This window comes from Rhizobium sp. CB2179 (assembly GCF_057653455.1).
Genome location: NZ_CM172781.1, coordinates 4865792 through 4885420, shown reverse-complemented (window position 1 = coordinate 4885420; position 19629 = coordinate 4865792). Strand labels below are relative to the sequence as shown.

20 protein-coding genes are annotated in these 19629 nt (G+C 62.3%); 9 read left to right on the top strand and 11 right to left on the bottom strand.

Annotation, left to right across the window (positions count from 1 at the left end; translation table 11 throughout):
- Positions 1-20 precede the first annotated feature (20 nt).
- Both AC244Q_RS23940 and AC244Q_RS23935 read left to right on the top strand, forming a co-directional pair.
- Positions 21-1553, top strand: a complete 1533-nt coding sequence (locus tag AC244Q_RS23940; RefSeq protein ID WP_128407997.1) for a S10 family peptidase — start codon at positions 21-23, stop codon at positions 1551-1553.
- A gap of 67 nt (positions 1554-1620) precedes the next feature.
- Positions 1621-2022: a GFA family protein gene (locus AC244Q_RS23935; RefSeq protein WP_128407998.1), complete on the top strand. Its 402-nt coding sequence runs from the start codon at positions 1621-1623 to the stop codon at positions 2020-2022.
- 101 nt (positions 2023-2123) lie between these two features.
- Here AC244Q_RS23935 and tsaA read toward each other — a convergent pair whose 3' ends face one another.
- A complete protein-coding gene (gene tsaA, locus AC244Q_RS23930) occupies positions 2124-2615 on the bottom strand; it encodes a tRNA (N6-threonylcarbamoyladenosine(37)-N6)-methyltransferase TrmO (RefSeq protein WP_128407999.1) in 492 nt (163 codons plus the stop codon).
- A gap of 92 nt (positions 2616-2707) precedes the next feature.
- Complete coding sequence (locus tag AC244Q_RS23925; RefSeq protein ID WP_128408000.1) at positions 2708-3289, bottom strand: Lrp/AsnC family transcriptional regulator; 582 nt, start codon at positions 3287-3289, stop codon at positions 2708-2710.
- A 27-nt stretch (positions 3290-3316) separates the two neighbouring features.
- On the opposite strand from AC244Q_RS23925, the gene AC244Q_RS23920 reads away from it, so the two are divergent.
- A complete protein-coding gene (locus AC244Q_RS23920; RefSeq protein ID WP_128408001.1) occupies positions 3317-3703 on the top strand; it encodes a RidA family protein in 387 nt (128 codons plus the stop codon).
- 45 nt (positions 3704-3748) lie between these two features.
- Here the strand turns inward: AC244Q_RS23920 and AC244Q_RS23915 are convergent, their stop codons facing one another.
- Positions 3749-4456, bottom strand: a complete 708-nt coding sequence (locus AC244Q_RS23915) for a glutathione S-transferase family protein (RefSeq protein ID WP_128408002.1) — start codon at positions 4454-4456, stop codon at positions 3749-3751.
- Positions 4457-4570: 114 nt separating this feature from the next.
- Between AC244Q_RS23915 and AC244Q_RS23910 the strand changes: the two genes are divergently transcribed.
- A complete protein-coding gene (locus AC244Q_RS23910; RefSeq protein ID WP_128408003.1) occupies positions 4571-5461 on the top strand; it encodes a LysR substrate-binding domain-containing protein in 891 nt (296 codons plus the stop codon).
- A 3-nt stretch (positions 5462-5464) separates the two neighbouring features.
- Here AC244Q_RS23910 and AC244Q_RS23905 read toward each other — a convergent pair whose 3' ends face one another.
- Positions 5465-7048, bottom strand: coding sequence for a peptide chain release factor 3 (locus AC244Q_RS23905; RefSeq protein ID WP_003555999.1), 1584 nt, complete (start codon positions 7046-7048; stop codon positions 5465-5467).
- A gap of 91 nt (positions 7049-7139) precedes the next feature.
- On the opposite strand from AC244Q_RS23905, the gene dut reads away from it, so the two are divergent.
- On the top strand, positions 7140-7610 hold the full coding sequence (gene dut / locus AC244Q_RS23900; protein WP_113546510.1) for a dUTP diphosphatase: 471 nt from the start codon (positions 7140-7142) through the stop codon (positions 7608-7610).
- Positions 7610-8509 carry a GNAT family N-acetyltransferase gene (locus AC244Q_RS23895; protein ID WP_113546511.1) on the top strand — a complete coding sequence of 300 codons (900 nt, stop codon included), beginning with the start codon at positions 7610-7612 and terminating at the stop codon, positions 8507-8509. The genes dut and AC244Q_RS23895 overlap by 1 nt, the downstream gene beginning before the upstream one ends.
- Before the next feature lie 6 nt (positions 8510-8515).
- Here the strand turns inward: AC244Q_RS23895 and AC244Q_RS23890 are convergent, their stop codons facing one another.
- Positions 8516-8980, bottom strand: coding sequence for an Lrp/AsnC family transcriptional regulator (locus AC244Q_RS23890; protein ID WP_012759850.1), 465 nt, complete (start codon positions 8978-8980; stop codon positions 8516-8518).
- Positions 8981-9079: 99 nt separating this feature from the next.
- On the opposite strand from AC244Q_RS23890, the gene AC244Q_RS23885 reads away from it, so the two are divergent.
- Positions 9080-9994 carry a DMT family transporter gene (locus tag AC244Q_RS23885; RefSeq protein ID WP_206641132.1) on the top strand — a complete coding sequence of 305 codons (915 nt, stop codon included), beginning with the start codon at positions 9080-9082 and terminating at the stop codon, positions 9992-9994.
- Positions 9995-10041: 47 nt separating this feature from the next.
- Here AC244Q_RS23885 and AC244Q_RS23880 read toward each other — a convergent pair whose 3' ends face one another.
- The gene (locus AC244Q_RS23880) at positions 10042-10560 is read right to left on the bottom strand and encodes a Dps family protein (protein ID WP_003544754.1); all 519 of its coding nucleotides are present in this window, start codon (positions 10558-10560) and stop codon (positions 10042-10044) included.
- Between the two features lie 233 nt (positions 10561-10793).
- On the opposite strand from AC244Q_RS23880, the gene AC244Q_RS23875 reads away from it, so the two are divergent.
- Both AC244Q_RS23875 and cysK read left to right on the top strand, forming a co-directional pair.
- The gene (locus tag AC244Q_RS23875) at positions 10794-11411 is read left to right on the top strand and encodes a LysE family translocator (protein WP_128408004.1); all 618 of its coding nucleotides are present in this window, start codon (positions 10794-10796) and stop codon (positions 11409-11411) included.
- A 144-nt stretch (positions 11412-11555) separates the two neighbouring features.
- Positions 11556-12518, top strand: coding sequence for a cysteine synthase A (gene cysK, locus AC244Q_RS23870; protein ID WP_113546513.1), 963 nt, complete (start codon positions 11556-11558; stop codon positions 12516-12518).
- A gap of 227 nt (positions 12519-12745) precedes the next feature.
- Here cysK and AC244Q_RS23865 read toward each other — a convergent pair whose 3' ends face one another.
- The 5 genes from AC244Q_RS23865 to AC244Q_RS23845 form a co-directional block, all read right to left on the bottom strand.
- Entirely contained in the window at positions 12746-14278 is a 1533-nt protein-coding gene (locus tag AC244Q_RS23865; protein ID WP_113546514.1) for a YifB family Mg chelatase-like AAA ATPase, read from the bottom strand.
- 232 nt (positions 14279-14510) lie between these two features.
- On the bottom strand, positions 14511-15458 hold the full coding sequence (gene gshB, locus AC244Q_RS23860) for a glutathione synthase (RefSeq protein ID WP_113546515.1): 948 nt from the start codon (positions 15456-15458) through the stop codon (positions 14511-14513).
- Positions 15459-15604: 146 nt separating this feature from the next.
- Positions 15605-16627, bottom strand: coding sequence for an ABC transporter permease (locus AC244Q_RS23855; RefSeq protein ID WP_003555988.1), 1023 nt, complete (start codon positions 16625-16627; stop codon positions 15605-15607).
- Positions 16611-18131, bottom strand: a complete 1521-nt coding sequence (locus tag AC244Q_RS23850) for a sugar ABC transporter ATP-binding protein (protein WP_020487055.1) — start codon at positions 18129-18131, stop codon at positions 16611-16613. Before AC244Q_RS23850 ends, AC244Q_RS23855 begins: the two co-directional genes overlap by 17 nt.
- A 180-nt stretch (positions 18132-18311) precedes the next feature.
- Entirely contained in the window at positions 18312-19298 is a 987-nt protein-coding gene (locus AC244Q_RS23845) for a sugar ABC transporter substrate-binding protein (protein WP_018070004.1), read from the bottom strand.
- Between the last annotated feature and the right edge of the window lie 331 nt (positions 19299-19629).

Sequence of the window (19629 nt, the reverse complement as noted above, 5' to 3'; positions counted from 1 at the left end):
CCACCGCCGGAGGAGACATCTTGCGGATACGAACCCTGTTTCTGCTCACTGCGTTTATGGCGTCGCTGGCGCCTGCCCTTTCCGATGCGCAGGAAAGCGATCCACCGAGGGCGAATGTCCAGAGTGGCGCGCGCGACGGCGTATTGAAGTTGCTGCCGGCCGATTCCGTCACAGAGCACGCGCTGACGATCGGCGACCGGAAGCTCGCCTATACTGCAACCGCCGGCACGCTGGATCTCTTCGGCCAGGACGGGGCGCAGACCGGCGCGATCTTCTACACCGCCTATGTCGCACGGGACGGCGGGCCGAACCGGCCTCTGACCTTTGCCTTCAACGGCGGGCCGGGTGCTGCTTCCGCCTTCCTGCATCTCGGGCTGGTCGGGCCGAAAGTGCTCGATTTCGGGCCGGACGGACGCGACGGCGCCAACGCGAAACTCGTCGACAACCCGCAAAGCTGGCTCGATTTCACCGATCTGGTGCTGATCGATCCGATCGGCACCGGCTGGAGCAGGACGGCGAAGGCCGACGACGCTTCCAATTATTATAACGTCAGTGCCGATGCTGAGAGCATCGCCAAGGCGATCGCGCTCTATGTCGCGCACAACAACCGTTCCAACTCGCCGAAATATCTTCTCGGCGAAAGTTATGGCGGCTTTCGTGCCGCCAAGGTCGCCTCGGCGCTTCAGGAAAGCCAGGGCATCATCGTCGCCGGCGCAGTGATGCTCTCCCCCCTGCTCGAGGGCCAGCTGATGTTTAATGCCGATCAGTTCCCGCTCGGCGCCGCGCTGGAGCTGCCGTCGCTCGCCGCCGCCGAACTCGACCGGCACAAGGCCTTTGACGAAGAGAAGCAGAAGGCGGCCGAGAGCTTCGCGCTCGGGGACTATCTGACGACGCTCGCCGGTCCGCCGCCGACGGGTGCCGACGCCGCCGCCTTCTATGGCAGGATCGCCGCATTGACCGGCATTCCCGAGGATATCGTCGCCCGCAACCGCGGCTTCCTCGGCAGTTCCTTCGTCAAACATTCGGACGCGGGCAGCGGCGAGGTGATGAGCTCATACGACGCCTCCTTTGCAGCACCCGATCCCTATCCGGAATCGGATTACGACCGCGGCGACGACGCCATCCTCGACGGCTTCACCCGCGCCTATGGCGGCGCCTTTGCCGACTATGCCCGCAACGAGCTCGGCTTCAGGACGGAGATGACCTATTCGCTGCTCGACGGCGATATCAGCCGGCGCTGGGAATGGGGCGGCGGGCGCGGCGGCGGATCGCGCTTCCAGGCCAGCGCCACCGACAACATCCGGCAGCTGCTCGCCTCGAACCCGGCATTCCATCTGCTGATCGCGCATGGCTATAGTGATCTGGTGACGCCTTACGGCGTCAGCCGCTACGTGATCGACCATCTGCCGCCCTCGCTCGCCGGCGGCCGCGTCGGGCTAAAGCTTTATCGCGGCGGGCATATGTTCTATACGAAAGCCGATCAGCGGGCCGCCTTCACGGCGGATGCGAAGGCCTTCTACGCCACACATTTGGCCGCTCAACCGGCGGACTAAAGCGTGGCGATGTCTTTGTCGCTAAACCGCTGCACAGTTTTACGCGACATGCTTTGGGGACTTGCCGATGCATATTACCGGAGGATGCCACTGCGGCGCGATCCGCTATCAGGCGGAGATCGACCCGGAGCGGGTCTCGATCTGCCATTGCACCGATTGCCAGCGGTTGACGGGCTCGGCCTATCGCATCACCGCGCCGGCGCGGCCGGGAAGTTTCGCGCTCACGTCAGGCGAGCCGAGAGGCTACGCAAAATATGGTGACAGCGGTGGTCTCAGCCGGCAATTCTTCTGCCCGAATTGCGGATCGCCGCTCTACCGCACCGACGGCGACGGCGGCGGTTTCGGCATCCGCGTCGGCAGCATCGATCAGCGGCAGGAACTGGTGCCGAAAAAGCAGATATGGTGCCGCTCGGCCCTCTCAGGAGTGGAGAATATCGAAACGCTTCCGCGCTTCGAGGGCGAGGATTAGGCTGGCGCCGGCTTAACGGGCGGATCGGGGACAGCAGTCGGGCTGGCGGATAGGAACTCGGATGTCATGGTAGCGGTCGACTGACGATCATCGGCCAGTCGTCAGCCGGTCTCAAAATCACCCGGCTGCGGCGGTGCGATCGGCGTAAAGAGCGTGCGGTCCGGCTTCAGGTCGAGAAGCGGCGTACCGTCGAGACAATCGAGACCGCGCACAAGCAGAACCGCGCCTTCGACGGCTTCGAGCCGGACGATCGAGGTGCCGATCGGATTGGGCCGGACCGGCGAGCGAAGCGAAAAGGTCCCGTGGGTCTTGCCGGTCCGCGCCGGGCTTTGCAGGAGCAAGTCGCGGCGAGACCGATCGAGCCAGTAGAGAACTTCCAGCCGCTCGAAAGCCTCGACGCCCTGTAGTGCCGGCACCCAGGGCTCAAAGATCTCGATCCGGCAAAGCGGGCCATCATGACGGCCTTGACGCGGCGTTTCCGGCCGTGACGTCCACGGCGTGGCGATGCGGCCGATGAAAACGAGGCCTGCATCCGTCGGCTCCGGCGGCTCGATCGCCACTTCGTTGTCGCGGATTTCATTTTCACGGACCATGGCTTTTCCTCATTCAAACCGCAAAATCGGCCGGGACTATGCCATGGCGTTATATTTCATGGAACATCTCGTCGATAACGCTTGCCACGAGTCTATTCCGGCGGGGGCATATCCGGCCAGTTGTCGGTGAAGCCGGCCTGGACCGGACGCTCCAGATAAGTGGAAAGGGCGATATAGCTGCGGGTGCCGGTGACGCCGGGAACGGCATGGATCTGGGCGAGAAAAGCCTCCAAGGCCTGCGGGCTGGTGGTGCGGACCTTGAAGAGAACGCTGGCGTCGCCGGCGACCGAATGCATCTCCTCGACCTCGGGAAACTGCAGCACCTGCATCAGCCGCTCGCTCTTGCCCCAACCGGCCGCCTCCACATGTACGAAGGCAAGCAGCGGTTTGCCGAGCGCTGCGCCATCCAGCGCGGCATGCACGCCCTTGATGGCGCCGGATTGTCTCAGGCGGCGCACCCGCTCATGCACGGCCGGCGCCGACAGGCCGACCGCTTCACCAAGCCTGGCATAACTCTGGCTGCTGTCGGCGGCGAGCGCGGCTAATATTCTTCGGTCGAAGGCATCGATGACCGGCTGCTGCCTGCGTCCCTGCCGAAGATCGTCTGTATTTTTCGCCATTCCGCAAACTCCGCTTTCTGCCGAAGAATAATCGCCGATACTGGCATTCTTCAATAGGATATTCGGAGGAGGAGAAATCTCATGGAGATGATCGCGCACAATCCAGCAAACGGGATCTATGCGGCCAGCCCTGATTACATCCATGCGCTGGAGGTCAGGCAATCGTCCCGGCTGCTCTTCGTCAGCGGTACGATGGGTCTCGATCAACAGGGAATGGCCGCGGCCGATCTGGAAGGCCAGTTGGAGCTCATCTGGTCCAATCTGCGCGCCATCCTCACGTCCGCTGATATGACGGTGGACAATATCGTGCGACTGACGAGCTATCTCAGCGACGGCGCCTTTATGGAGGCGAACCAGAATGCCCGTGTTCGGGCGCTTGGCGGCCGCGCCGTGCCGACCACGGCGATCATCGTCGAAACGCTGCGCGACGACTGGCTCGTCGAGATCGAGATCGTCGCCGCCGGCTGACGGCAGATCGGCCGTCGCACCGCAAAGGTGCGACGGCTGCGGCGATCAGGCCGCCTGTCTCAATAGGCCGAGTGCCTCGGCCAGATCGACCTCGCCGCGGAAACCGCCGCTGCTTTTCGCCTCCTGCCGATGCTCGATCGCATGGGCAAAACGCACGGCCGGTTCCTGCTGCATGCGCTCATACAGGCGATGCAGGCCGGGAAACTGCCGGCGGTCGACGACCTGGTGAAAGTCGTTCCAGCGGGCGATGCCGACGAAATAGGCATCCGCCAGGCTCGGCCCATTGCCGAGAAGCCATTCGCGACCTTCGAGCAGACGCTCCAGCGTATGATGCGCCTTTTCGACCGCCGCGATTCCATAGGCGGTGAGGACCTGTTTCTCTTCCGGCTCCATTGGATGCTCGATCGCATACCAGAGCGGGCCGAAGGCCTTGAAGAAGGTGGTGTTGAGAAAGGAGAGCATCTGGTTCAGGCGATCGAAATCCGCCGACCCCTGCACAAAACCCAGACCTTTGCCAATCGTGCCGGCGCCGATATGGTGGAGGATCGCCATGCTTTCGCTGATCGTCCTGCCATCTTCGAGCAGCAGCGACGGCGTTTCGCCGACCATGTTGATCCGCTTGTATTCTTCGCTGGAGACTATTTCCGGCATCTCGACGCGGCAGAGCCGATAAGGCAGGCCGGACCATTCCAGCGCGACGATCGAGCCGAAGGAGCAGCCTTCCGGCACGCCGTAAAACAATATGGGTGACATCAATCATTCCTTTCAGAATTGAACCCGTTTGGACACGATCAATGTGAGGATGTGGACGATCTTGCGGTAGAGTCTATAAATGCATCGCAATGTCCACATATCTGGAAGCTGGCGATGGCGCTTTTCAACCTCAACGACCTGCATCTTTTCGTGCAGGCCGTCGACAGCGGCAGCTTTACCGCCGCCGCAAGGCATCTCGGCATTCCGAAATCGACAGTGAGCAAGCGGGTTGCAGAACTGGAGGCACGGCTTGGCGTGCGGCTGATCCAGCGCACGTCGCGAAGCTTCGCGCTGACCGAGCTCGGCCGGGAATTCTTTCAGCATGCCCAGGCCTCGATCATCGAGGCGGAGATGGCCGAGGGCATCGTGCGGCGGCATCTGGCCGAACCCGCCGGCAGCGTTCGCCTGACCGCCTCGGTGCCGACGGCGCAGTTTACCTTGACGGAGCATCTGCCGGCGCTGGCGGCGCGCTATCCGAAGCTCCGGCTCTCCGTGCATGTGACGGACCGTTTCGTCGATATCGTCCAGGAAGGCTTCGACATCGCGCTGCGCAGCCACCGTGGGCCGCTGCCGGATTCGGCGCTGGTGCAGCGGAAGCTCGCCAGCCATCCCTTCTTCATCCTCGCCTCGCCGGATTATGTGAGTGCCCATGGCGAACCGCGCCGGCCGGAGGAGCTGGCACAACATGCGACGATCATGACCAGCCTGACGGAGGACCAGTGGCGGCTTTATTCGGGCGGCGACGAGGCTCTCGTCATGCTGCATTCCGTCATGGCGGCGGATGAGCCCTATGTCTTGATGGAAATGGCCATGTCGGGGCTCGGCATTACCTGCCTGCCGACATCCGTCTGCCGCAAGGCGCTGGCAGACGGGCGGCTGGTGCGGGTGCTGCCGGAATGGACGGCCGGCAGCATCGAGACGACGATCCTGATGCCGCACCGGCGTGGCCAGCTGCCGGCGGTGCGCGCCGTCGTCGACTTCCTGGCCGAGCGGCTTGCGGGATGATGATCACGCCGCCTTGGCGGCGTGATATTCCTTGATGGCGACCATCTTGATCGCCGGATGGCGCTCTGACTCGTAGCGCAGCGAGAAACCATCCTGGGCGAGGAAGACCGGGTCGCCGTCGAGATCGCGGGCGATATCGCCGCGCTTGACGGTGAGGAATTTTTCCAGATCGGCCGGCTGATCGGCCGAGATCCAGCGGCAGACGGAAAAACGCGACATTTCGAAGGAGACCGGCAGGCCGTATTCGGCCATCAGCCGCTCCTTCAGGACGTCGAGCTGCAGGGCACCGACGACGCCGACGATCGCCGGCGAGCCGTCTTCCGGCGAAAACAGCTGGACGACGCCTTCTTCGGCCATCTGCTGCAGGGCTTCCTTGAGCTTCTTCGCCTTCATCGCGTCTTCCAGGCGCACGCGCCGCAGGATCTCCGGCGAGAAGTTCGGCACGCCTTGGAAGACCAGCGATTCACCTTCGGTCAGCGTATCGCCGATCCGGAGCGTCCCGTGGTTGGGAATGCCGACGACGTCGCCGGCATAGGCGGTGTCGGCGAGCTGGCGCTGCGAGGCGAAGAAGAATTGCGGCGCCGTCAGGCCGAGCTGCTTGCCGGTGCGGGCAAGCCTTGCCTTCATGCCGCGCTCGAGCTTGCCGGAGCAGATGCGGGCAAAGGCGATGCGGTCGCGGTGGTTGGGGTCCATGTTGGCCTGGATCTTGAAGACGAAGGCCGTCATCTTGTCGTCGGTCGCGTGCACGATCCTGGTATCGGCGACCTGGTCCCGCGGTGGCGGCGCAAAATCGCCGAGCGCGTTGATGAGGTCGCGAACGCCGTAATTGCGCAGCGCCGAGCCGAAGAAAACCGGCGTCATATGGCCTTCGAGGAAGGCCTGGCGGTCGAACGGACGGCAGGCCTCGATCGCGAGCTCGGTCTCCTCGACGAAGACCTGGCGCTCGTTTTCCGGCAGCCTGCCGGCCACGCTTTGCGGACCGTTGACCGGCGTTCCCTCGATTTCGGTATCCGAACCGCGCACCGTGTTGGCGGCGATATTGTACGAGCCGCAGAAGGTCTTCGAGCGGCCGATCGGCCAGGTGATCGGCGCCGTATCCAGCGCCAGCTTCTCTTCCACCTCATCGAGGATCTCGAAGGGATCGCGGCTTTCGCGGTCCATCTTGTTGATGAAGGTGATGATCGGGATATCGCGCATGCGGCAGACTTCGAAGAGCTTCAGCGTGCGCGGCTCGATACCCTTGGCGGCATCGATGACCATGACGGCGGCATCGACAGCCGTCAGCGTGCGATAGGTGTCGTCGGCGAAGTCTTCGTGACCCGGCGTGTCGAGGATGTTGAAGACATTATCGTTATATTCGAAGGTCATCACCGAGGTGACGACGGAGATGCCGCGTTCGCGCTCGATCTTCATCCAGTCGGAGCGCGTCTGCATGCGATCCTTCTTCGCCTTGACTTCGCCGGCAAGCTGAATGGCGCCGCCGAACAGCAGCAGCTTTTCGGTGAGCGTCGTCTTACCCGCGTCCGGGTGGGCGATAATAGCGAATGTGCGGCGGCGGGAGACCGCCTCGGCGAGACTTTCGGCCATGCTTGTGAATCCTGTGGAATTGCCGCGTATCTAGCGATTAAAGCCCGGCAATGCAATTGACCTGAGGCCCTCGGGCGCAAAGTAATGGGCCATGACCATTCATCACGATACGCGCCCGACGCTGAACCTCATCCGCTTAGCCAATGGCGAAGGCCTTGACCTGCCCACCTATGAAAGCAAGGGAGCGGCCGGCATGGACCTGCGCGCCGCCGTCGACGAGGCAGCACCGCTGACGCTTCTGCCCGGCAAGCGGGCGCTGGTGCCGACCGGCTTCATCTTCGAGATCCCCGAAGGATTCGAGGGACAGGTGCGGCCGCGCTCCGGCCTGGCCTTCAAAAACGGCATCACCTGCCTGAATTCACCAGGCACCGTCGACAGCGACTATCGCGGCGAAGTGAAGGTGCTGCTTGTCAATCTCGGCGAGGAAGCCTTTGTCATTTCGCGCGGCATGCGCATCGCCCAGATGGTGATCGCGCCGGTAACCCAGGCGCGGGTGGCGGAGATCACCGCAGCCAGCGATACGATGCGCGGCGCAGGCGGCTTCGGCTCCACCGGCGTCTGATGACAGAGCGCCTCGACAGCGCTGGCCTGACCTTCCGGCAGGATTATTTCGGTGATCCCGCCGGCTGGGCGGCGCTGGTCTGTCTGCTCAGGGATATTTTCGGCATCGATATCGGACCGCTGCAACAGCTCGGCGGACCTGACCCTACGAGCATGCCCTTCGGCTGGTTTGATGCCGAAGGTGAGCTTGCGGCCAATATTTCAGCCTTTGCGCTGCCCTTCGTCCTCAACTGCAGGATTGTCCATGCCGCCGGGATGCAATCGGGTGCGGTGCGGCCGCCATGGCGCGGCCGCGGGCTCTATCGCGACGTCACGGTGAAAGCGCTCGACTGGTGCGAGCAGCAAGGTTTTGAAGCCGTCATCCTCTATACCGACAAGCCGTCGCTCTACGAAGCCTACGGTTTCCACGCGATACCGCTGCACCGATATGAGGGAGCGGCGCCCGCCCCTTCGACACCAGCCGCACCGGCCCGGCCGCTTTTGCCGACAAACGCAGATGATCTTGCCCTGCTGCAATCGCTGCTGAAGGCACGAAGCCCGGTTTCGACCTCGCTGGCGGTCACGGTCAATGCGGCGATGTTTCTGATCAACACCCAGCTCGATCCGGATGTCCGCATCAGTTTCCTGGCAGAGCGGCAGGCGGCCATCGCCTGGAAGATCGACGAGGCGGGCCGCTTCAGCCTCCTCGACGTCGTGGCGGCTGAGATACCGCCGCTTGCTGCGATCCTCGCCGGACTGGAGATCGCCCCCGCCTCCGTCGAGGTGCTGTTCCGTCCCGACAAGCTCGGCTGGGAGGGTGTCCCGCAACCGTTGGAAAGCGGCACGAGGCTGATGCTGCGCGGGCTAGGCCATGCCACCCCGGATTTTCCGGCGATGCTGTCGCCGATGGCGGAATTCTAGATCCCCCTATTTCCGGCGGGAAAGCGGCGGCAGGCGGCGCTTGACGGGCGAGGCTTTGATCATCGCGGTGTTGGTCTCCGCCCTTTCGGCAACCCGGTCGAGAATGCCGTCGAGGTCGGCCATCGAGCGGATGACCAGGCGAGCGATAAAACAATCATCACCCGTCACCTTGTCGCATTCGATGATTTCGGGAATTTCCTGGATGATCCGCTCGACGATGTGCAGCTGCCCTGGCAGCGGACGCACGCGCACGATCGCCTGCAGGGGATAACCGACGGCGGCGGGATCGAGATCGATGGTGAAGGCCTTGATGACGCCGCGCTCCTCCAGCCGGCGCAGACGCTCGGCGGCACTGGGCGAAGACAGGCCGACCTGCTGCGCCAGTTCCTTCAGCGAGATCCGCGCATTGCCGGCCAGCGCCTCCAGAATGGCCTGATCGATTTCGTCGAGCGATTGCACATCATTAGCCACGGCGAGTCATTCTCCTCTTATGATTAGGCAATTTCGGTCATTTTCCTTCTTATCATTATATAAAATCGCCTCTCGTCGCAATATTCTTATGCTATCGAAATGGAGGCAATCATGGGCAGCGACATCAGAAGAGGCACGGCGGAAATGACGGCAGCGATGCTGATCTCGGGGACGATCGGCTGGTTCGTCGTCATGTCGGGACAACCGGTCAGCGGCGTGGTCTTCGGGCGCTGCCTGTTCGGCGCGCTCACTTTGCTGGTCATCTGCGGCGCTCTCGGGCTGCTGCGGCCCGGCATCATCACGCTGCGCGCCTTCGGCATCGCCATTTTCGGCGGCGTCGCCATCGTCTTGAACTGGCTACTGCTGTTTGCCTCCTACTCGCATGCGACGATCTCGATCGCGACGACTGTCTATAACACCCAGCCTTTCATGCTGCTCGTGCTCGGCGCGCTCTTTCTCGGCGAGAAGATCACCGCGACCAAGCTGTTCTGGCTGGCGCTCGCCTTCGCCGGCATGGTGGCGATCGTCCAGGCAAAACCCGGTGCGGGCGGCGCTGCGTTCGACGGCTACGGCCTCGGCATTCTGATGGCGCTGGGGGCTGCCTTCTTCTACGCGCTCGCAGCCCTTGCCGCGAAATGGCTGAAGGGCACGCCGCCGCATCTGATCGCGCTCATCCAGGTCGCAACCGGCATGCTGATGTTGGCGCCGATGACGGATTTTTCCCACCCGCCGGGGGATGTTGGGTCCTGGGCGATCCTGGTGACCGTCGGCGTCGTCCATACCGGGCTGATGTATGTGCTGCTCTACGGCGCGATCCAGAGGCTGCCGACGCATCTCACAGGCGCTCTGTCCTTCATCTATCCGATCGCCGCGATCCTCGTCGATCGGCTCGCCTTCGGCCACGCGCTGCAGCCGATGCAGATCGCAGGCGCGGCGATCATTCTCCTTGCCGCCGCCGGCATGAATCTCGGCTGGACGCCGCGGTGGCTGCGGCCGCGGGCGCTGGAGAGCTAAGAACCGGGCGTCCCGATCGGGATGGCTGAGACGCCCGGTTGCCGACATTACCTCTGCGGGCGCGTTGTTTCGAACAGGAACCAGGTGCGGCGCTCGCCCTCGTCGATCCAGTTCTCGATCAGGCTGGCGGTTGCGACATCATTATGCTCGTCGCAAAGGCCATGCACCTCGCGCAGCAGCGAAACGAGCTGAACGTTATCCTCGCGCAGTTCCGACAACATGTCCTCGGGCGTGACGAAATCCGCGTCATTGTCCAAAAGGCGCTGCTGACGAGCGATCTGGCCGATGGAGCGCAGCGTCGTGCCGCCGATCTTGCGGGCACGCTCGGCAATGTCGTCGGTCATCGCGAAGATCTGTTCCGCCTGTTCGTCGAGCAGCAGATGATAGTCGCGAAAATGCGGGCCGGACATGTGCCAATGGAAATTCTTGGTCTTCACATAAAGGGTAAAGACATCGGCGAGCAGCGCGGTCAGTGCCGCCGAAATATCGGTAGTGGCGTTGGTCGACAAGCTGGACGGCGTCTTGAGTGGCGAAAGCCTGCGGGTTTCGGCTGGCGTATGGGACATTTAATCTCTCCTTGGTGATGAAAATCTCTAGCGCCACCGGCCGGGACAACCGCGGCGGGCCGCGCTGAACGCGCATTTGCAGAGAGAGAAATAGCAAGGCCGGGTCGCTTTCCAAGTGGATCATGGTCCAGCAGACCTATTCCTTATGGTTATGGACCGATCAGCGTCAAAGCATTGATGAGGAAGCGGCACTTGCCTATAGATGGGCGGCGGAAGCCCTGAGGGTTAAGAAGATGAGCCTCACCGTCCTGATCACCTATGCCGGAGCGCTGTTCATCGCCGCGGCCATTCCCGGACCCGGGATTACCGCAATCGTCGCGCGCGCGCTCGGCTCGAATTTCCGCGAGACCTTCTTCATGGGTCTCGGCCTGGTGCTCGGCGACATGGCCTATCTGACAGCGGTCATTCTCGGCCTTGCCTTCGTGGCGCAAACCTTCACCGAGGTGTTCATAACAATCAAGATCGCCGGCGTCCTCTATCTCGGCTACATCGCCTGGAAACTCTGGACGGCGGGGCTGCTACCGCAGGATATCGCGGCGCGGAAATCCACCAATATCGGCATGTCCTTCCTCTCCGGCCTGCTGGTGACGCTCGGCAATCCGAAGACGATGCTCTTCTATGTCGCCCTGGTGCCGACGCTGATCGATATCGGCAATATCGGCCTGCGAGACTATGCGCTCCTGCTTGCCGCCACCTTCGTGGTGCTGATCGTCGTGCTCGTGCCCTATATGCTGCTTGCCTCGCGGGCCCGCACGATGCTGAAGCAGCCGCGGGCCTTGCAGGCGCTGAACCGGGTTGCATCAGGCATCCTCGCCGGCACCGCAGCCTTCATCGCCACGCGGGCGGCCTGAAATAAACATTCGGCAAGAAACGGTTTTCAAAGGTTTTTTTCTCTCCTGATCGCTCCTCCAGGTCGAACGCGGTCTGGCCTAGACGGGCCTTTGACCCTATTCTCCCCTCGATTTCAGGAGCAGGATTTCAAAGGGAGAGCACCCATGTCGCACAAGCCCGGCCGCGGCCGCATCTATTCCTCGATCACCGAGACCATCGGCGACACGCCGCTCGTGCGCTTCGACAAGCTGGCGCGGGAAAAAGGCGTCGTGGCGAACCTGATCGGCAAGCTCGAATTCTTCAACCCGATCGCCTCCGTGAAGGACCGCATCGGCGTCGCGATGATCGAAGGCCTCGAGGCGCAAGGCAAGATCACCCCCGGCAAGACGGTGCTGATCGAGCCGACCTCCGGCAACACCGGCATCGCGCTCGCCTTTGCCGCCGCCGCCAAAGGTTATCGGCTGATCCTCACCATGCCGGAGACGATGTCCGTCGAGCGCCGCAAGATGCTGGCGCTGCTCGGCGCCGAGCTGGTGCTGACAGAGGGACCAAAGGGCATGAAGGGCGCCATCGCCAAGGCCGAGGAACTGGCGTCCTCGCTTCCCGATGCCGTCATTCCGCAGCAGTTCGAAAACCCTGATAATCCCGAGATCCACCGCAAGACGACGGCCGAGGAAATCTGGAACGATACCGACGGCACGGTCGATATCGTCGTCTCCGGCATCGGCACCGGCGGCACGATCACCGGCGTCGGACAGGTGCTGAAGAGCCGCAAGCCCGAGATCCAGATCATCGCCGTCGAACCGGCCGATTCGCCGATCCTCTCCGGCGGCAACCCCGGCCCGCATAAGATCCAGGGCATCGGCGCCGGCTTCGCCCCGAAGATCCTCGATACCGGCATCTATGACGAGGTCGTCACCGTGTCCAACGACGAAGCCTTCGAACAGGCGCGCCTCGTCGCCCGGCTCGAAGGCGTGCCGGTCGGCATCTCCTCGGGTGCGGCACTGACGGCCGCAATCAAGGTCGGCGTCCGTCCCGAGAACGCCGGCAAGAACATCGTCATCATCATCCCCTCCTTTGCCGAGCGTTATCTGTCGACGGCGCTGTTTGAGGGGCTGGGGAGCTGAGACTGGCTTTGGGCCAGGACTTTCCCGGCTATCATCTTCACAGAGTATCGGGGCGCTTCGGCGCCCCGTCAGACTGCTGACAAAGCCGGCCAACGTCTCTTCCGTCATGCTCGGGCTTGTCCCGAGCATCTGTAGCCGGTTGATATGCAGCAGATCCTCGGCACGAGGCCGAGGATGACGACGAGCAAGGGACGAGGTTTTACAACAAATTGTCGGGTGCTTCGGCCCTACGCCGCCGCCGTCAACCTCTCACCCGCGATCCTGTAGGAGATCGCCTCAGCGAGATGGATGCGGCCGACCGTGGGCTTGCCGTCGAGATCGGCCAGCGTGCGGGCGACCTTCAGGACGCGGTGGTAACCGCGGGCGGAGAATTTCATCTTTTCGGCGGCATCGCGCAGCAGCTGCAGGCCAGGGGCATCGGGCTCGGCCAGTTTCTCGATCATCGCGGTGGAGCAGCGGGCATTGGTGCCGATGCCCTTTGCGCCGGTGCTTTCGAAGCGCTCCTGCTGGATCTCGCGGGCGCGGGCGACGCGGCGGGCGACGTCGGCGCTGGTTTCGGCCGCCATCGGCCGGATGAGATCGGCAGCGGAGACGGCCGGCACATCGATGCGGATATCGATGCGATCCATCAACGGGCCGGAGATGCGGGCCTGGTAATCGCTCATGCAGCGCGGGCCGCGGGCGCAGCTATGGCCGGGCTCTCCCGCCATGCCGCAGCGGCAGGGGTTCATCGCCGCGATCAGCTGGAATTTGGCCGGATAGGAGACGCGGTGATTGGCGCGCGCAATGACGCATTCGCCGCCTTCGAGCGGTTGGCGCAACGCATCGAGCGCCTGCGGCGTGAATTCGGGAAACTCGTCGAGAAAGAGCACGCCGTGATGGGCAAGCGAGGCTTCGCCCGGACGGGCGCGCAGGCCGCCGCCGACGAGGGCCGCCATGGTGGCGGAATGATGCGGGGTGCGGAAGGGCCGACGATCGGAAAGCTTGCCGCCGGACAGCTGGCCGGCGATCGACTGGACCATCGACACCTCCAGCAGCTCGGCGGCCGAAAGCGGCGGCAGGATCGACGGCAGCCTGGCCGCCAGCATCGACTTGCCGGAGCCTGGAGGACCGACCATCAGGAGATTATGGCCGCCGGCGGCCGCGACCTCGAGCGCCCGCTTGGCGCTTTCCTGGCCCTTGATCTCAGCAAGGTCAGGCAGGTTTGCAGCATTGGCGCGGATCGACGCCTCCGGCCGAGAGAGCACCTGCGTGCCGCGGAAATGATTGGCAAGGGCGATCAGGCTGCGGGGTGCGAGAATATCGACCTCGGCGCCCGCCCAGGCGGCTTCGGCACCGCTTTCGGCCGGGCAGATCAGCCCCTTGCCGAGCGCATTGGCGCCGATCGCGGCCGGCAGCGCGCCTGATATGGCGGCGATCGTTCCATCGAGATTGAGCTCGCCGACGACGACAAAATCCGACAGCGCATCGGCGGGAATGGCGCCGAGGGCGGCCATCAGGGCAAGGGCGATCGGCAGGTCGAAATGCGAGCCCTCTTTCGGCAGGTCAGCAGGCGCCAGATTGACCGTCACGCGCTTCGCCGGCAGCGCCAGGCCGGAGGCGTGGAGGGCCGCCTGTACGCGCTCGCGGCTTTCGGCAACCGCCTTGTCAGGCAGGCCGACGATCTGCATCCCGACCTTTCCGGGCGCGACCATGACCTGGACCTCGACCGGCACGCCCTCAATGCCCTGAAATGCCACCGTACTGACACGCGCGACCATAAGCCCATCCCTTGTCCCGCAAACTCTACCATACCGCCCTGCTGCCTTTATTCGATGCATGTCGTGTTCCCAAAACCGCTGCACACTTTTGGGCGACATGCATTAAGGCCAGCGGTTGCAATCTGGCATGGAAGTCGGAATAAAACAAGAACAATCAAAGAACGTAGTCAGGCATCCGCTGTGACCTTGGTTGTGCACGGTCGCGGGACCAGAACGGTCATGGGCGGCTGGCTCAGGCGCGCTTGCGCTCGATCGCATCCCAAAGCAGGCTTGCGATATCGGCGCCGCCGAACTTCTTCACCTCGCGGATGCCGGTGGGAGAGGTGACGTTGATCTCGGTCATGTAATCACCGATCACATCGATGCCGACGAGCAGGAAGCCGCGCTCCCGCAGCGCCGGGCCGATGCGGGCGCAGATTTCCTGTTCACGCACCGTCAGCTTGGTCGCCTCGGCGCGGCCGCCGACATGCATGTTGGAGCGGCTGTCGTGCTCGGCCGGCACGCGGTTGATGGCGCCGGCGAATTCGCCGTCGACCAGGATGATGCGTTTGTCACCCTTGCGCACGTCGGGCAGATATTGCTGGGCGATGAAGGGCTCGCGGAAAAGCTGGCCGAACATTTCCAGCAGCGAGGAGAGATTGCGGTCGTCGCGGGTCGAATGGAAGACGCCGGCGCCGCCATTGCCGTAAAGCGGCTTCAGGATGATATCGCCCATCTCGTCGCGGAAACGGCGGATCTCGGCGGCATCCTTGGTGATCAGCGTCTTCGGCATCAGGTCGGAGAATTCGGTGACGAAGATCTTCTCCGGCGAATTGCGCACCCAGGCGGGATCGTTGACGACGAGCGTCTTCGGATGGATGCGCTCGAGCAGATGCGTCGAGGTGATATAGGCCATGTCGAAGGGCGGGTCCTGGCGCAGCAGCACGACATCCATGGTCGCGAGATCGACGCGCTCCGGCGCGCCAAGCTCGTAGTGATCGCCCTTGACGTCGCGCAGCACCATCGGCTCGACGCTGGCATAGAGCTTGCCGTCACGGAAGCTCAGGCGGTCGGGGGTATAATGGAAGAGCTTGTAGCCGCGCGCCTGGGCTTCCAGGCTCATGGCGAAGGTGGAATCACCTGCGATATTAATGCCTGCGACATGGTCCATCTGGACCGCTACATTGGTGATCTTGGCCATTTCCATCCCTCGCTGAATGCCGGACAGATGTAGGTCGGCCAGATATCAAACGCAACGGGCAATCAAGGCCTTCCGGCCCCGGAGCATTTTTGTTTTTGCGCAATTCCGGACGCAAAACCGCTGCACACATTTGCTGGAATTGCTTTTCACCGCGTTTCGAGTTTCCGCATCAGCCGGCCGCGATAGCTATCGAGAATGACGGCGAGCACGATGACGGCGCCGATGACGATCGGCTTGATATTGTCGTCGGCGCCCAAGAGCTGCAATCCCGTCGACAGCACCTGAAGAATGCAGGCGCCGACCAGCGTGCCGACAATCGAGCCTTTGCCGCCCGAAAGGCTGGTGCCGCCGATAATGACGGCGGCGATGGCATTCAACTCATAGCCGATGCCCGCGACCGGGCTGCCGACATTGAGACGGAGCAGATAGACCATGGCCGCAATGCCGGCGGTCAGCCCTGAGATCGTGAAGACCGCAATCTTGTACCGTTTCGGCTCATGCCCCGACAGCCGGACAGCCTCTTCATTGGTGCCGATCGCGAAGACGAAGCGCCCGAAGACAGTGTAGCGCAGCACGAACCAGCCGATGAGGACGACGACGATCGCAATCAGAAAGATCGACGGAAATATGCCCCAGAAGATCAGGTTGCCGAAATCGACGAAAGGCTGAGGCAGGCCGGTGATGGTGGAATTGTCGCTGACCACGCGCGCCAGGCCGCTGGCGACGTTCAGCATGCCAAGGGTGACGATGAATGAGGGAAGCTTCCACTTCTCGCAAATCCAGCCGTTGACGGCGCCAAGGATGGCACCCGTGCCCATCGACGCAAGACATGCGAGGACAATCGCCTGCCATGGCGAAAACGCCGGATTGATCATGATCGTCGCACCGATCACGGTGCAAAGGGCAAGCAGCGACCCGACCGAGAGATCGATGCCGCCAACGAGGATGACGAAGGTCATGCCGGCAGCAAGCACGGTGTTGATGGCAATCTGCACGAAGATCTTCAGGAAGTTCTCCGGCGTTGCGAAATAGGGCGCCGTCGCCGAGAAAAACGCCAGGATCAGAATGAGGGCAATGGCGACGCCCGCCTCCTTCAGCGAGATCCGGACAAGCTTGTCCCAGACGCTCACCTCTTTCGCCTCGGTCTGTTTTTCAATGTTGGCGGACACGGCTGTACTCCTTGTAGGCGAGCGAAAGGATCCTGCTCTCGTCAAATTGTTCCCGAACTATTTCGCCCGATATCTTGCCGTCGGAGAAGACGATGATGCGATGGCAAATGCCGATGAGTTCCGGCAGATCCGACGATACGACCAGAACGCCTTTTCCTTCGGCCGCAAACTTCCACAGAAGCTCGTAAATCTCGGCCTTTGCACCGACGTCGATTCCACGGGTCGGCTCATCGAAAATCAGAACTTTAGGGCCGCGGAACAGCCATTTTGCAATGACGACCTTTTGCTGGTTGCCGCCGGAAAAGGTTCTGACCGCCTGATGGATCGACGGGGTCTTGATGCGCAGTTCGCGCACGAGGCGCTGCGAATGATCGTCCTGCGCCCTTCGCATGATCAAACCGTTGCGGGAGATCTTGGCGAGATCGGTTATGGTGGCATTTTCAGCGCAGCTCATATCGAGCATCAAGCCCTGCGTCTTGCGGTCTTCGGTTGCCAGGCAGAGGCCGGCAGCAACGGCATCCTTCGGCGAATGGATCTCAACCGGATCGCCATTCACCCGAATTTCGCCGGCCGCTTTGGCATCGGCGCCGAATATGGCGCGAACCGCCTCCGTCCGGCCACTGCCGACAAGACCGGCAATGCCGACGATTTCCCCCTTTGCCACGGAAAATGACAGTTCCGGGCTATTGCGCGTCACCTTCAGGCCGGACACGCCGAGCGCCTCGCCGGACACGGTGCTGTCGCTGCGAAAAATGCCATGATCCGAAAGCTTGCGCCCGACCATGAGTTCGACGATGTCAGGAATAGCAAGTCCGGACAGCGGACGCGTGATCACATGCTGGCCGTCGCGCAGCACCGTCACATCGTCGCCGACGTCAAAGATCTCCTCCAGCCTGTGCGAGATGTAGAGCGTGGTCACGCCACGCCGCTTCAGCCGCTTGAGAATCTCGAAGAGGCGATCGACCTCCTTGGAGGTCAGGGTTGCCGTCGGTTCGTCGAGAACGAGAAGCTTGCTTTCATAACATAGCGCCTTGGCGATCTCGACCAGTTGAAGCTGCGCGACGCTGAGGCGGCTCGCCAGTGTCGTCGGGGCGACGTCGAGGCCGACCTCTTCCAGGAGTTCCGCTGCTCTGCTGTTCATTTCCTTGTAGTTCACCAGGCCGTAGCGGCGCGGCAGATGCTCGAACAACAGGTTTTCCGCCACCGTCAGGTTGGAAAGCGGATGCAGCTCCTGGTGAATGACCCGGATGCCCGCCTTGAACGCCTCCAACGGCGAGGCCGGATGGTATTGCTTGCCGTCGAATAGAATGTGACCGTCATCCGGCCTGAAGACACCGCCGAGCAGGTTGATCAGGGTCGATTTTCCAGCACCGTTCTCGCCGAGAAGAACGTGCCCCTTGCCGCGGCCGATCCGCATAGAGACATCCTTGAGCGCTACGACGCCCGGGAAGCGCTTGCCGATCCCTTCCAGCCTCAAAATGTCGTCATTTGCTGCGTCTGACATGGCGACCTCATGCACGCTTTGTTCGAACTCCACGCAGCACGCATCCCAGGAACTCGGAAACGAGCCTCACCTGAAGCGATCAACGCGTCAATCGGTTGGTAGCGGTGAGCGCCGGCCGCAGCCGACGCTTCCTGTACAGTGCTGCGCGTCTTGTCAGACGCGCGATGCGGGCGATCCCGACTATTTGAGATCCGCTGCGGTGACCAGCTTGATGTCGGTCTTGACCCAGCCGGTGAATGTCTCGCCGGCAAGTTCACGCATGCCATACTGGATGCCGAGGACCGCCATCTGCGCGCCATACTGTTCGACAGTGGCAAGCATCTTGCCATCCTTGATCAGCGGCTGAACCGGCGGAATGTTATCGAAGCCGACAACCTTGATCTTGCCACTCTGGCCGGCCGCATCGAGCGCCTTGACAACGCCGAGAGCCATCGAGTCGTTGGCTGCCATAACGCCCTGAATATCCTTATATTTCGTCAGGAAATTCGTCATGACGGTATTGGCTTCTTCCGTCTCCCAATGGGCCGTCTTGCTGTCGAGAAGCTCAAGCTTGCCAGACTTGACGGAGTCCATGAAGCCTTCCTTGCGCTCCTTGGCATTGTCGGCCTCGGGGTTACCCTCGAGGATGACGACCTTGGCGCCGGGTCCCAGATCCTTGGCAAGCGCGTCGCCCGCAAGCGTCGCCCCGCCCCTATTGTCAGGCCCGAAGAAAGCGAGATCGATACCGGCTTTCTTCTTCGCATCGGCATCGAGCGGCACGTCGATGTTGATGACCTTGACGCCGGCCTTGACTGCCTTTGCCAGCGGGGTTGCCATGGCCTTTGAATCGGCCGGCGCAACAACGATGATATCGTATTTCTGCGTGACGAAGTTTTCGACGGCATCGACCTGGGAAGCGAAATCACGCTCATCCTTCATGCCGACCGCCTTGAAGTCGAACTTGTCCTTGTTCTCGGCCGCATATTTGTCGGCGCCGGCCTTCATCTGCTTGAAGAACTCATTGGACAAGGATTTCATGATCAGGCCGACCTTCGGCTTCCCGGCCGCAAAGGCGGGCGACACGCCACAGGACAGCGCAAGCACTAAGGTGCCGGCAAGTCCAAGCTTCAATGCCGCACGGCGCGGCGCATTGATCAAGACGGATTCACGCTTCATAAAATTGGACATTTTTTCCTCCCGAACGGCCCTGGGCTCAGCTCCACCTGAGTTGCCGGCGGCAATGAACCGTTTCCAACGGCATCTGGGTAGCACGCCCTTAGAAATTGTCAAGCTGCCGAAATGGAGCCAAACGTCAGCTTTGACTCCCAGGTTTGGCCTGTATCGGTGCGCATGTAATGAACCGTTTCCATTGAGCATTGGCCCACGCTCGTGCTATGGAGACTGGCGGTCAAAATTGAGATGCAGCCCTTTGACGAGGGCCGCAAAGACCATTAGCTGGAAGCTTCGATCAGGCGCTCTTCGGTGTCTTCCGAAGGCGCAGAGAAAGGGCCACTGTTTC